This window comes from Endozoicomonas sp. ONNA2 (assembly GCF_024606365.1).
Taxonomy (GTDB): domain Bacteria; phylum Pseudomonadota; class Gammaproteobacteria; order Pseudomonadales; family Endozoicomonadaceae; genus Endozoicomonas.
The window spans coordinates 1-13,978 of the sequence record NZ_JAHHPO010000311.1 but is presented as its reverse complement, the minus strand read 5'-3'; the positions used below and the strand labels follow the sequence as shown (position 1 = coordinate 13,978).

Genomic DNA, 13,978 nt, shown 5'->3' with positions numbered 1-13,978 from the left:
GACTCGACAAGAGCACAAAGGAAAAGAAAAGCTCTTCTTTGCCGTGAAAAATATTGTGCTTAACCATTTTTGATCCCTGTATTCTTGATCGATTTGTGGATAATCCCCTCTGCTTTTTCCCGAATCAATGATTCGGTTTGATTGTTCTTTTTTAACCAATCTGTGAAGTCACGTTCAAACGCTTGCCATTGCAAGACACGCAGTTGTTGCAATGACGCTATCTTATCTGGATCTGTCGTGGGATTTTCCTGGCGTCATCAGCAAAGTTCGCACCAGCCATTTTAATCGTCCTTGATAGATCATAACGAGAAAGGTATGCAAACCTTGTCGGATAAATGAGTCATTTAATTTTGAGCTTCACAAAAAAGCACTCAGCAGGTGAAAACAGGATCAGAAGAAATTACATAAAAAGCCTTGGGGTGTGAGTTTTTCAGGCTGATTTCTCAGTTGTGATCTTGCGGATTCGGGTTTGTGGATAATTGCCTTTGCTTTCTCCAGGATAAATGATTCGGTTTGATTGTTCTGTTTTAACCAATCGGTGAAATCACGTTCAAACGCTTGCCATTGGGAGCCACCCAGCTGTTGTAATGAGGGTATTTCATCTGGATCTATCACGGAAAATTTTTTCCTGCCGTGATTAGCAAAGCTCAAACCAGCCGTTTCCCAAGGTTTAATCAAGGAATAATATTGTTCATTTCCCACAATTGCACAAAATTCTTTCATTACCGCCGACATTCCCATAAATAGATAGTTTTTTTTCGATGGATCAACGATTGGGATTTTTCCATTGGCAAGTACATCGGAGGTGCTGATATCTCCGGAAGTGTAATTGATTACCGAGCCTTGTTGTAAAAGATGAAAGTCACTATTTTCTAATCGATCAGGGAAAATAATGTGTATATTTTTTTCCTGCTGCCCAGCGGGATTTTGAAAAATCAAGGTCTCAGCTCTTTGATTATCACTGTTGATTATAAATACCTTGACAGACTTATAGGGACAACAGGGCGGCAGCAGGTCTGAGAAATACTCACTGGCATCATCCAGGTCAAGCTTCGTGGAGCTGACTAACACCACATCCCTGCTGTTGTTTCCTTCCATCAGCACCACAATTCTGAGCATCCGGGCAAGAAAATAAAGAGAATGACCATAGGCAAAATAAAATACGTCCTGGTAATTTGTACCACTGCTTTTGCTCAGTGGATTGGTGCAATACTTACGCAGTAAATCGTTCTTGAATTCAGCGTCAGGGTATGCCTGGTCCATCAGGTATAAACGCTTGTATCTGAAGCCCATACCAATCTCTTCTATCCCAAGATGTTCTTTTTGCTGATAACATCCGGTTTTTATCTCATACTCACTGACACCCACAGTTTTGCTGGCAAATTCACCATTGCTGGATGCCAGCGGCGCTATCAAACCACTCGGGCCATGAAAGATAAAATTGGCCTCATGCAGCAACTGACAGACATCTTCTTTCTGATGCACTTCAGCTAATTGCTGTTCAGATAACCGGAATCTTTCTTCATGGCGACCATCCAGAATAAAGGTTTTCACGTCGTCAATGGTGGCAATGGATCTTAATCGATTCAGCTCATCAATGTCAGTGGCATGATGTTCAAAAACAAATGAGCAGGTTGCTTCAGGAAAGAGTTTCTTGATATAACCCAGTGCTCTTACCCCGGAGGCAATATCACCATACCCCCTGCCCAAATAGGAACCGCTGGGACATTGTCGGGCAGCCACCACAATTTCGATGGTTCTGTTCTTGGCGCGGGCTTTTGGTTCAGGCTTGTTCACAAGGGTTGTCTGGCCATTGCTATAAAGTCCTGAATCCGGTTCTGTTACATTCATATCTACTTGCTTGCCTTTTTTGAAATATTTGAATCTTCCTTACTCGGGCATAACGAAAGAAAGATATCCATACCTTGAGTAGGTGAAAGTTTACTTTTGAATAATTTGACCTCTACTACAGGAATAAGTTCCAATTATTTTACAACCAGGACATCGGAAGTGGATGTTATGGTCGGGCATACAGGCGATAAACTTGAATAATCGGACAGCCTGCTGGCTCTTGCATCCATGCAGTCCTGCGGTGGCAGCAAATTGGTCTGACAATTCGCTTTTGCCTGGCAAATAGCCCCGCCTTTCACCGCACAAAACCGAATTTTTATTCTCAATTTTCTGCCATCCTCGCTACGGGGGCGCCTGGACGGGCGCTATTCTCAAACAGCCTCCCGGATAGTTAACCAAATGAAATCATAGAGCGGTTTTTAGTATAAAGTTTGTCAGGAAGCCAAAACCGAAGGCAAATTACTGGTATGATCGAACTGCCACGTTCCTGACAGTTCGTCAGCTGTTGCCAGACACCTGTAAAAATGGTAGCCAGGCTTTCCGAGAGTAGCGCTCATAGCGAGGATTGCGGCCAGGATTGCAAAAAGTTGGGGCCAAAAATTTCTGATTCTGAGGAGAATACCCTGAAGGGCACAAGTAGCAGGGCTATTTGATGAAGAAGCAGGAATTTTTAGACCAATTTATCGCACGACTGCATGGATGCAGGAGCCAGAGCAACGCAGGAGCAGTTGCCGCGGCAGTCTATTCTCGGACAGCCTTCTGGTGTATTGACCTGTGGTGCCCGGGATGAAAATCATCAGCAGTCAACCAGGCATCACAGGTCAATGCATTAAAGGAATTGAGGGACTGGGATGAGTGAAGAAATTCTCATGAATATCACGCCCATGGAATCACGGGTCGCTCTGGTTGAAAATGGGGTGCTCCAGGAGGTCTATGTCGAGCGTACCCGAAGTCGCGGGATTGTCGGTAACATTTACAAAGGGAAAGTGGTCCGTGTGCTGCCTGGCATGCAGGCCGCCTTTGTTGATATTGGCCTTGAGCGAGCGGCATTTATTCATGCCAGTGAAATTACCCCGGGACACGAGAGCCGTCATGAAAAAACGGGTGAAGATGCACAAGAGCGCCCAATTTATGAGCTGGTGCATGAAGGCCAGTCTCTGGTGGTTCAGGTCACCAAGGATCCCCTGGGGACCAAGGGCGCTCGCCTGACTACCCATATCTCCATTCCGGCCCGCTATCTGGTCCATATGCCAAAAAACAACCACGTGGGGATCTCGCTGCGTATCGAAGATATTGAGGAGCGGGAACGTTTGCGGCAGTTGGTTGAGTCTTGCCTGGCCGCCGATGACCCGGATGCTGCCGGTGGGTTTATTTTGAGAACCGCAGCAGAAGGAATTGGCCCGGATGAGGTGCGTGCGGATATTCTGTTTCTGCGCAGGCTGTGGGCGACCATCGAAGAAAATATCAGGGAGAGCAAGGCCCCTGCCAATGTCTATGAAGACCTGCCGCTGCATTTGCGCACCATGCGCGACCTGGTCAATCCCGACATTGAAAAGATCCGCATTGATTCCCGGGAAACCTTTGAAAAAGTGTCCAGATTCGTCAAGAAGCTGGTGCCTGAGATTGATGGCCGGGTTGAATATTACCCCGGCGAACGGCCGATTTTTGATCTGTTTGGTGTCGAGGATGAGATCAACAAGGCCCTGACCCGCAAGGTTCAGCTCAAGTCCGGTGGCTATCTGATTATTGATCAGACCGAGGCCATGACCACCATCGATGTCAACACCGGCGCGTTTGTGGGTCATCGCAACCTGGAAGAGACTATTTTTAAAACCAATCTGGAGGCGGCTGTTGCCATTGCCCGTCAGCTCCGATTACGGAATTTGGGGGGAATCATCATTATCGACTTTATTGATATGGAAGATCCGGAGCATCAGCGGCAGGTTCAGCGTGCCTTCGAAAAGTCCATGGAGCAGGATCATGCCAAAACCAACTTTACCGGCGTCAGTGAACTGGGCCTGGTCGAGATGACCCGCAAGCGCACCCGTGAGTCATTGGAGAATATCCTTTGTGAGTCCTGTCCAACCTGTGCAGGCCGTGGCAGCCTGAAAACGGCAGAGACGGTGTGCTATGAAATTTTCCGGGAAATCCTCCGGGCTGTCCGGGCCTATGATGGCGACAGTTATACGGTGCTGGCAGCGGAGACAGTGATAGACCGACTGCTGGATGAAGAGTCCAATAACGTTGCCGATCTGGAAGAGTTTATTCAGAAGCCTATTCGTTTTCAGGTAGAGCCGATCTATACCCAGGAACAGTTTGATGTGGTTCTGGTGTAGCGATGGAGCAGGTGGTGAAAGAGCGCCATCTGGCAGCTTCTGGATGAAATGGAGTTGGTGGCTTCTGCTTGCCGGGTTGATCATTCTGGTCATGGTGCTGGGGGTCGGGCGACTGATGTTCAATGCCTTGCCGGTGCTGCAGCCTGAGCTTTCCCGTTTTCTCAGCGACCGGTTAGATGCTGATCTGCAAATTGAGTCCATGTCTGCCAAATGGAATGATGGCGAGCCATGGTTGTCGCTGCGCGGGTTAACCCTCAAGGGTAATGATGCCACGGTGACCGGGTTCAGTATTAACCGGCTGGATATGGCGCTGAGCCTGAGGGAGTCTTTACTGCATTGGACGCCAGTATTTTCTTCGCTCGAAATCAATGGTGTCAATGTTGACCTGGTTCAGGGGGATGGTGCCCGGTGGGCGCTATCGGGTATTACGCAGGTTGCCGGGTCGTCATTACGTGCGCCTGAATACCACCAGAGTTCTGCACTGGCATGGCTTGCCCTGCAAAAGCGGGTGGATATTCGTGACATCCGCCTGACTATGCGCAAAGCCAACGGTGACAGTAGTGATATTCATGGCCAGCATTTAATCGTCGTGACGGATGGTGGCCAAAAGGATCTGTCCGCCCGCCTTGAGGTCGGTACGGGTTATCTTGCCATCGATGGCTTTGGCATCGCCAGCGGTGGTCAGTTTCCGGGCTGGCAGGGAGTGGCTGTAGCCAGTGATCTTGATGTTGAACAGCTTTGTGTCCTGTGGTCTGGCTGTCATGATAATGTGCTGACAGCCCTGCTTCAGTGGCAGGCTCGATGGCATTATGACCGGGGTGTCTGGCAGGTTCAGGGCGAGTTCGCTGCGCCTGAGGTAACCTACCGGGATAAATCCGGGGCATTGAACCGTTTTTCCGGGCAGACCCATCTGTTCATGCAGGGCGCCGTGGAGCCGTTGTCGGCCGGTGAATCCCCCTGGCAGATCTGGCTCAATGGCCTTGAGCTGGAGCACCGCCTGCATAACGGGGTTGTCCATCAATGGGAAAACAGCTGGTTTTTGACCGGCGGCACTGAAGCAGACCCGGTAACCGTGGCGAGCGAAAACCTGGATCTGGATCGGCTCAAACGGTGGTTACTGGGTACTGATTTGCTGCCGTTACCGGTGGCGGATCTGGTCAATACCCTCAATCCCACCGGGCAGTTGAATGATCTGGCCGTCCGTTTTTACCCCTCCCGCAAACCGTTTGATTTTGACTTGAGTGCCCGGCTTGACAACGTTTCTGTGGGTGCCTGGCATGGTGCTCCTGCCGGGGGCAATGTCAGTGGCCTGTTAAGGATGAACCTGCTGCAGGGCTATCTTGATCTGGATACCCGCAACTTCCGGCTGGGTTTTCCCAAACTGTTCCGGGAGACCTGGACATTTACTACTGCCAAGGCACGCCTTTACTGGGATGTAATCGATGACTTTTATATTTTGAAGTCGGATGACCTTGCCCTGGTGGGGCCTGAGGGTGACCTGAAAGGCAAGCTCAGGCTCGATATCCCATTAAAATGGCATGAGGGCGACACCCTGGATATGGCATTGACGGTTGGTATGAGCCATGGTGATGCCCGCTATACGGGTAAGTACCTTCCAGCCTTGCTGCCGATGGACAGCGGCCTGGTCCACTGGCTGGATACGGCCATTCGAACAGCGGATATTTCGGGGGGCGGGTTTATTTTTAACGGTGCACTTGTCGGTCGAAAGGATGAAGGCATCACTCCTCAGGACGCCCGCTGGGGGCTGTTTTTTGATCTCCATAACGGCCAGCTCGACTACGCTCCTGACTGGCCGGAAATTACCGGCCTGGTCGGGCAGGTGTATGTCAACGATGACCGGGTGGAGGTACTCGGCCAACGGGCACAGTCAGCCGGTGGCCAGCTGGATGATATAGTGGCGCGGGTGCCGTTGGACGGGGCCTCGATACTGCGCATCAATAGTCACCTGAAGGCCAGTGGCAAGACCCTGCAGCACTTTCTTGCCCGGACACCCATTAATGACTGGATGAAGGGGGCTGCAAGGCAATGGATATTGCAGGGTCAACTGGATGCCGGGCTGGATTTGACACTGCCTCTTGCTGACCCGGAGCGTTCTGAAGTGGCTATCCGTGCTGCCGTGAAAGCCTTTACGTTCGGGTTGCCTGAGGCAGGGATTGCCGCAAAAGGCATTGCCGGTGATCTCTCCTACAGCACTGACCGGGGGCTTGGTGCACAACAGTTATCTGGTGAGCTGTTGGGCCAGCCGACGCAATTTCACATACGTTCAACGGTGCAGAAACCTGTTACCACTGATATTGACTGGTCAGGCAGAGTCTCTGTGTCTGCACTGCAAGCGTGGCTGAAACTGGATTGGCTCAGTTTGCTGGAGGGTGAAACGGAGTATCGCGCCCGTTTATCCCTGACGGACAATAACACTGAACTGCGGGTTGACAGCGAACTGTCCGGTGTCGCCGTTGCACTGCCAGCGCCGGTGGGTAAGGCAGCGGATACACCACTGCCCATGGCGCTGTCTCTGACCAGCAAACAAGGTCACCCGCAGCTGGATGTGACGCTGGCGACACTGGGGCGGCTGGAAATGAGAATGACGCCGACGTTTTCTCCTGAGTCTGCCCTGATTAGTTTGGGGAGCGAAGCTTCCCACTCCGGCACAGGTTCTGCTGCGTGGCCTTCAGGTAACCAATGGCTCGTGACCGGTACCTTATCGGCGCTGGATCTTGACCCCTGGAAGGCACGCCTGAAAGGACAGCCCGGTAAGCCGTTTGAGCAATTGGCCTCACGCATAGCCCTTGAGAATGTTCACTTTGGTGCACTGACGTATGGGGATTATCTCTGGCCGGATATCTCGGTTTCGTTGCAGCAGGGGGTCAAGAAGAACCCACAGTCCCACAGAAAAGGCATGAAGCTGGCGGTTGATGGGCTGACACTGAAAGGTGATTTATGGATTCCTGAGCAGCAAACTGCACCATGGACGGTGAATATCGACCGTGCACATCTGCCAGAGCCCTCTTCTGCTGCGACTGCCAAACATAGCCCGGCTGAGGACACTGATCCGGCAACGCTGCCCAATCTTGATGTAAATATCAGCCATATTCAGGTTGGCAGCCGAACACCAGCAAGCATCGGTTTTAAGCTGCGTCATGCCCCCAATGGGGTCCGGATCGATCATATCACCGGTGAACTGTCGGGTATGTCATTGAATGGCCTGGCAGACTGGGTGCAAATAGAAGGCGAGCAGCATAGCTGGGTTCAGGGAGAACTCAAGGGAAAGGGTATCCGGGCGTTGCAGGAAGCCCTGGGCTTGTCCGGTTTTCTTGAGGCCAAAGAAAGCCGCTTTGATGCCAGCCTGAACTGGGATGGCTCTCCCCTCGGTGGCTCGATAGCAACCATGAAAGGCCGGGTTGATTTGCTGCTGAAGCAGGGACGGCTGCGTAAAGTCGATAGCGGTTCGTCAGAAGCGCTCAAGTTATTCGGTATTTTTAACACCGAAGCGCTGGCAAAACGAATAAGACTGGACTTTTCCGATCTCTACTCCTCCGGTATCAGCTTTGATCAAATCAAAGGCAGCCTGAACTTTAACCGGGGAGTAATTACCTTCAATTCGCCAATGGTGATCGAAGGGACGACGTCTGATTTCAAACTGGATGGCACTATCAATACCAACACCGGACAGCTGGAGTTGAGTCTGGTAGTTACCCTGCCGGTGTCATCCAATCTGCCGATTCTCAGCGTGCTACTGGGCACCGCGCCCCAGGTGGCGGGTATTATTTATATTGCCGACAGGCTGGTGGGCAAACAGGTGGATCAGCTGGCCAGCATTCGCTACCGGATTCATGGTTCCTTTGATGATCCTGAAATGACCCTGGACAGGCTATTTTCCAATAAGCCGAAAAAATAACCCACCGGGTACATTCCCTGTCTGGATAAAACATGGCAACAAAAGCGTTTGGCAGATCTATCGGGAAGCCCTCATTGCCATCGTTTTATCCTCCGTACAGCCTGCAGCCGTGGATTCGCCTGCTCACCGGGCACGCCCATCAGCAAAGGCTTCATTAAATCCACGTTTTTTCGCTGGTTGCGGGTTTGGTTGCGGGTTAGAGAGTTCTTCCAGTTTTTTCATGGCGCGGGCATTTCCCCGCTCAGCCGCCTTGCGCAACCAAAACTTCGCCTGTTGCAGATCTGCCGGAAAATGCCTGCAACCATACAAATACAAGTGGCCCAGGTTGTTCATGGCTAAAGTGCTCCCCAGCCCAGCGGCCCTGCGGTACAAAAATTCCGCTTTGTGCGGATTGACCACAAAGCCCATGTCACCACGCAGATAATAGCAGCCAAGGATGTTCATGGATTGCGTGTTCCCCAGCCCGGCCGCCTTGAACAACAGGTGTTTTCCCCGGTCCGGATCTGCCTCTAAGCCCCTGCCACCGCGCAAATACAGTTCACCCAGGCTGATCATGGCTGGAGGAAACTTCAGCTCAACCGCCTTTAGGTACCAACGCTCCGCTTCACGAAGATCTACCTCGAAGCCCACGCAACCATACTGATACAGGAAGCCCAGGTTGAACATGGAGGCAACACATCCCAGCCCAGCCGCCTTGAACAACAGGAACTTCCCCTGGTCGGGATCTGCCTCAAAGCCCTCGCGACCACGCTGATAAAGTTGACCCAGGTTGTTCATGGCAACAACATGTCCCATCCCGGCCGCCTCAAGGTACCAACGCTCTGCTTTGCGCAGATCTACCGGAATGCCCTCGCCACCTTGCTGATACAGTTGGCCCAGGCTGTACATGGCTGAAGTATCCCACAGCTCAGCCGCCTTAATGAACCATCGCTCCGCTTTGCGCAGATCTACCGGAACGCCCTCACTACCCAGCCGGTACAGACGCCCCAGCTTTCTCAGGCCGATTGGGTCAGATCCTCCCCGTTCGGCCAGCAGCAGGGCAACATCGTGGTGCTTATGGATAGCGGCCAGGGCCAGGGGGGTTTTACCCGCAGCCTGGCCTGCATCCACCTTCGCTCCCCGGTTCAGCAGGGCCCGGATGATCCCGATATCGCCTTTCTCGGCCGCCTTGAGCATCTGGCGCTGCCAGTCATTGGGCAAGGTCAGGTTTTCCACCACCATATCCTCAATGGCCCCTCGCCCGTAAGGGCATGTCAGATGATCTTTTGCCCAGCGGGCGAGGCAGTTAAAGTGAAATTTATGCCCGCAGGGCCGGACTATGGCGACATGCCTGCCTGCAAACTTCGGATCTTCAGGTCGGTAGAGGTCATCGTGGCAGATCGTGCAGATTGCGGGTTCGGTGGGTATGGAAACTGCCGCAATGGGAGGAACGCTGTTCATAAAAGCACTTCCTGAGGTTGCTGAGTCTGTTCCTCAGACCACGTAGCCCCCAAAAATATCCAGTACCAGACTCTGAAATTCTCAATGACCATCAACGGGTTATATTCCTGCCGGGAATAATTGAACTTTTTTGAAGGACGCAGGAGCCAGACCAAGGCAGGTGTGTTGCCGAGAGTGGCTGAACTCCCCTGTGCCAACATTGTCAGAAAATATGGTCAGAAAATATGGTCAGAAAATATGGTCAGAAAATATGATTTCATTTGGTTAACTACCTGGCTGACCTCGCGAAAACCCACACTACTGCGGTTTTATGCGCCGTTCAGCCCGCAGTTTTGGATTCGCCCTCTGGCAAGGGGCGACCGGGTTCATCAGGAAAGGCTTGATCAAACCCACGTTTTTTACCTGCATGCGCTTTAGAAAGTTTTTCCAGTTTTTCCCTGGCCCCGGCATTCCCCAGCTCAGCCGATTTGAGAAACCAGGCCTTCGCCTGGTCCGGATCTGCCGGAAAGTCCGCTCCACCGTGCTCATACAGCTGACCCAGGTTGAACATGGCTGCAGCGTTACCCAGATCTGCCGCCTTGAGCAACCAAAACTTCGCCTGTTGCAGATCGGCCGCAAAGCCCTGGCGACCGTACAGATATAAGTAACCCAGGTTGTTCATGGCTGAAGCATCACCCAGCCCGGCGGCCTTGCGGTATAACAGTTCCGCTTTATGCGGATCTTTCGCGAAGCCCTTGAGACCATGCAGATAACAGCTACCGAGGATATTCATGGATGGCGCATTCCCCAGCCTGGCGGCATTGACCAACAGGCGTTTTCCACGGTACGGATTTGCCGGAAAGTCCTTGTCACCTCGCAGATACAGTACACCCAGGTTGTTCATGGCATTAACATCGCCCAGCTCTGCTGCTTTCCCATACCATCGCTCCGCTTTGCGCGGATCTACCTCAAAGCCCACACCACCACGCTGATATAGAAAACCCAGGTTATACATGGCCGAAACATTCCCCAGCCCAGCTGACTTGAACAACAGGGCCTTGCCCCGGTCCGGAGCTGCCGGCAAGCCCTTGCCACCATGCTGATAAAGGTGGCCCAGATTATTCATGGCATTAATATCCCCCAGCCTGGCTGCTTCCAGATACCAGCGCTCCGCTGTGCGCAGATCTACCTCAAAGCCCGGGACACCATGCTGATACAGGTAGCCGAGGTTGTACATGGCTGAAACATTTCCCAGCCCGGCCGCCTTGAACAACAGCAACTTGCCCTGTTCCGGATCTGCCGGCAAGTCCTTGCAACCACGCAGATATAAGTGGCCCAGGTTGTTCATGGCATTAACATTGCCCAGATCTGCTGCCTTCCTATACCATCGTTCCGCTTTGCGCGGATCTGCCGGAACGCCCCGGGCACCAACCTGGCACAGATCCCCCAGATTTTTCAAACCAATGGGGTCGGCTCCTCCCCGCTCCGCCAGTAGCAGTGCAACATCAAGTTGCTTATTGGCAGCTGCCATGGCCAGGGGAGTTTTACCCGCAGTCTGGTTTGCATCCACGTTCGCCCCCCGGTTCAGCAGGGCCCGGATGATCCCCAAATTGCCGTTCTTTGCCGCATTGACCATCTGGTGCTGCCAGCCCATGGGCAAGGTCAGAATTTCAACCACCATATCCTCAATGGCCCCTCGCCCGTAGGGACATGTCAGATGATCTGTTGTCCAGCGGGCGAGGCAGTTAAAGTGGAATTTATGCCCGCAGGGCTTGGCAAGGGCGACGTGCCTGCCCGCAAACTCGGAATCTTCAGGTCGGTACAGGTCATCGTGACAGATCGGGCAGATTGAGGGTTCAGTGGGTATGGTAGCTGCCGCAATGGATGGAACGCTGTTCATGAAAGGCACTTCCTCGCGTTGTCAAGTCTGTTCCTCAGACCACGCAGCGCCCAAAAATATCCAGTACCAGACTCTGAAATCGCAAATAATTAACGCTGCCAGAAACATTCTTTCCAGGAGGCTGTCCGCTCCACTTCTCATGTTCTGCCATGTCGGTCATGAGAATCTGTGGAACTTTATTAGCTCTATAACGGTCCAAGAATTTTTTTAACTGTTCAAAGTTTTAGTGGAGATAGATATCGTATGAATTCCTGTACTTCTGCTACGTCTGATATGTCCCTTCAAATGTTGCCTGAAAATTCAGCCACTACAATCGAAACCGATGAGTCTGTCAGTCCCGGTTCTAATGCTTCTGCCTCTATGGGGTGCAGAAAAGTCAAGATATGTTTGGGGGGGCAGACGTTGGCATTACTGCTGGGATGCGGTGTTGTTGGTGTTGTTGGTGGTGCCATATACTACGCTGTTAATTCCACTGTTTTATGTCCCGATAGAGTCTCCGAGGTCCCTGCGAATCCGAACTACAATTGCTCAGACCCTTTTACTGCAAAAGAGCAGGCGGATTTAAACAGATATGAAAGAGGCGAATTTATTTCTACTGGTTTTGTTATAGGTATATTTACCGGGGTTGCGTTGGCCGGATTGAACACACTTCGCCATGTGGCAGCCAAGGTGGATTTTTCAGGCTGTGGTCAATGTGTATGCAGATCAATTTATTCAAGGATTGTTGCAAGGGAGCCGACGCAGACAATCACCGATACTGAGCCGGGTATTGTTGTTGCATCATCGGATCCTGTAGGAAACGATTCCAGCAACGTCTGACACTCTGGAACTGCAACCAGCTGCAGATTTGCCGCAAAGTCCTGTGGTCCTAAAAGCTTCCCCCGGGGTCTGACCCGCATTCACGTCCTGAAACCGGATTCACCTGATCCTGTTATCACCTTTATTGCTTCGATCCGGGCAGGCGTTTTTTGACATCCTGTGTTTTTGCGGGAAGCGGTAAGCTTTAAGCGGGCAGCGACAATTTCCCAGACTAAATAAAATAAGGTCGCTACCTGGCGGCCCCATCCTTCCCAGCACTGGAAGTACTGGGCTTGACGCTCTTTCCGGCCATAAGGTTGTCCAGTTTGAACCTGGCCTCTATATTTCCGTGTGCAATTGCCTTGCGGTACCACCGCTCGGCTTTGTCCCGATTGGTCGGCATGCCCTCGCCACCCTGCTGATACAGGCAGCCCAGAGAGACCATGGCACAGTTAACGCCTCTCACAGCAGCCTGGGTCAACCAGTGCTCCGCCAGCATCAGATCTACCGGGAAGTTCTTGCCGCCAGTCAGATGCAGTTTACCCAGGCGATACATGCCAAAAGCAAACCCCTTCAGGGCCGACTTGTGGTAACAACTCTTAGCCTGGTGCAGATCTGCCGAAAGACCCTCACCGCCGTATTGGTATAGAGCACCCAGGTAGTTCAGGCCGTACGGGTCATCTGCTCCCCTGCTGAATAGCAGCGCAGCGGCATCAATGTGCTTATTGAGCAAAGCCTTGATCAGGGGGGTATTCCCCCAGGTCTGGCCCGCATTCACGTCCGCGCCCCGATTCAGCAGGGCCCGGAGGGTCCCGATATCGTTCTCGATTGCAGCATTGACCATCTGGAGCTGCCAGTCAGGGGGCAGGGTCAGGATTTCCATGACTACCTCCTCAATGACTCTACGCCCTAAAGGACACGTCAGGTTATCTACTAACCAGCGAGAAATGCAGTCAAAATGGAATTTATGTCCGCAGGGCCTGGCTATGGCAATAGGCCTGCCCACAAACTCCGGAGTCCTGGATGGAAAAATTTCTTTCAGACAAATCGAGCAAACCGGGAATTCGGTATTTATGGCTTCAGCGGCACTGCTGGATGAAATGTTGTTCATATCAAGTATTACTTTTCGTTTCTATGGCTTTTTGATCATTTGCCTGCAAATAATTCACTGGGCGAATAGTCATTTTTTTCGTCAAAAGCACAGCGCATTGAAAATCGTGGAAATTTACCGTGGATTTAATTGAAGCCGCTAGCAGTGGAAAGCAGAGGAATTCAACTCCGTTAAGAAAAGCAGTGTAGTTTGGAATTCCATCAGGCTCCTTATGAAATTTGATTGCTTTCTTAACCAAGGGCGAATAGTGAAAGGCGAGTGTGGGGGATTACCCTGGCTGAAAAACATTTTCCACAGGAAAAGAAATTGCTGACGGCTTTATATAGTCCAAAGCAATCTTATCAAAACTGAAATAGCGAAAAAAAATCATCTATTTTAAGGCCACTGGCTAAACGCCTCTATAACAATGTCTAACCGAAATAATATCTGTGGAGTAAAAATTGTGCAGCCATTTTCTTCAACTCGTGCCCCACTGTCGTCAGATGTAACCAACAATCCCTGTCTTAACCAGCCAGAAAGTACCAACCCTGTTGGCAAATTAGGCAATTTTGCCGTTGTCCAGTCAGCGGTTACCAGCTTCTTCAGCTCTCTTTCTCCCAATTATATTCCTGAACATCAACGACAAATCAGACAGCCAACTGCCGATG

General features: G+C 51.5%; 9 protein-coding genes. 4 read left to right on the top strand and 5 right to left on the bottom strand.

Features of this window, described 5'->3' with window-relative positions; genetic code table 11:
- Positions 1-59: 59 nt before the first annotated feature.
- Positions 60-212 (bottom strand): hypothetical protein, encoded by a 153-nt coding sequence (locus KDK14_RS05655; RefSeq protein WP_257264043.1) that lies wholly within the window; start codon positions 210-212, stop codon positions 60-62.
- 178 nt (positions 213-390) lie between these two features.
- The gene (locus tag KDK14_RS05650) at positions 391-1,851 is read right to left on the bottom strand and encodes a hypothetical protein (protein WP_257264042.1); all 1,461 of its coding nucleotides are present in this window, start codon (positions 1,849-1,851) and stop codon (positions 391-393) included.
- 851 nt (positions 1,852-2,702) lie between these two features.
- On the opposite strand from KDK14_RS05650, the gene rng reads away from it, so the two are divergent.
- Together rng and KDK14_RS05640 are read left to right on the top strand one after the other, a co-directional pair.
- Positions 2,703-4,187 (top strand): ribonuclease G, encoded by a 1,485-nt coding sequence (rng, locus tag KDK14_RS05645; RefSeq protein ID WP_257264041.1) that lies wholly within the window; start codon positions 2,703-2,705, stop codon positions 4,185-4,187.
- Complete coding sequence (locus tag KDK14_RS05640) at positions 4,171-8,103, top strand: YhdP family protein (protein ID WP_257264040.1); 3,933 nt, start codon at positions 4,171-4,173, stop codon at positions 8,101-8,103. Before rng ends, KDK14_RS05640 begins: the two co-directional genes overlap by 17 nt.
- A 123-nt stretch (positions 8,104-8,226) precedes the next feature.
- Here the strand turns inward: KDK14_RS05640 and KDK14_RS05635 are convergent, their stop codons facing one another.
- Both KDK14_RS05635 and KDK14_RS05630 read right to left on the bottom strand, forming a co-directional pair.
- Entirely contained in the window at positions 8,227-9,543 is a 1,317-nt protein-coding gene (locus KDK14_RS05635) for an RING finger domain-containing protein (protein WP_257264039.1), read from the bottom strand.
- A gap of 319 nt (positions 9,544-9,862) precedes the next feature.
- Complete coding sequence (locus KDK14_RS05630) at positions 9,863-11,422, bottom strand: ankyrin repeat domain-containing protein (protein WP_257264038.1); 1,560 nt, start codon at positions 11,420-11,422, stop codon at positions 9,863-9,865.
- Positions 11,423-11,824: 402 nt separating this feature from the next.
- Here KDK14_RS05630 and KDK14_RS05625 point away from each other — a divergent pair, with 402 nt between their 5' ends.
- The gene (locus KDK14_RS05625) at positions 11,825-12,241 is read left to right on the top strand and encodes a hypothetical protein (RefSeq protein WP_257264037.1); all 417 of its coding nucleotides are present in this window, start codon (positions 11,825-11,827) and stop codon (positions 12,239-12,241) included.
- A gap of 229 nt (positions 12,242-12,470) precedes the next feature.
- On the opposite strand, the gene KDK14_RS05620 is transcribed toward KDK14_RS05625, so the two are convergent.
- Positions 12,471-13,331: an SEL1-like repeat protein gene (locus KDK14_RS05620; protein WP_257264036.1), complete on the bottom strand. Its 861-nt coding sequence runs from the start codon at positions 13,329-13,331 to the stop codon at positions 12,471-12,473.
- Positions 13,332-13,773: 442 nt separating this feature from the next.
- On the opposite strand from KDK14_RS05620, the gene KDK14_RS05615 reads away from it, so the two are divergent.
- A partial coding sequence (locus KDK14_RS05615) for a hypothetical protein (RefSeq protein WP_257264035.1) occupies positions 13,774-13,978 on the top strand: 205 nt, incomplete at its 3' end.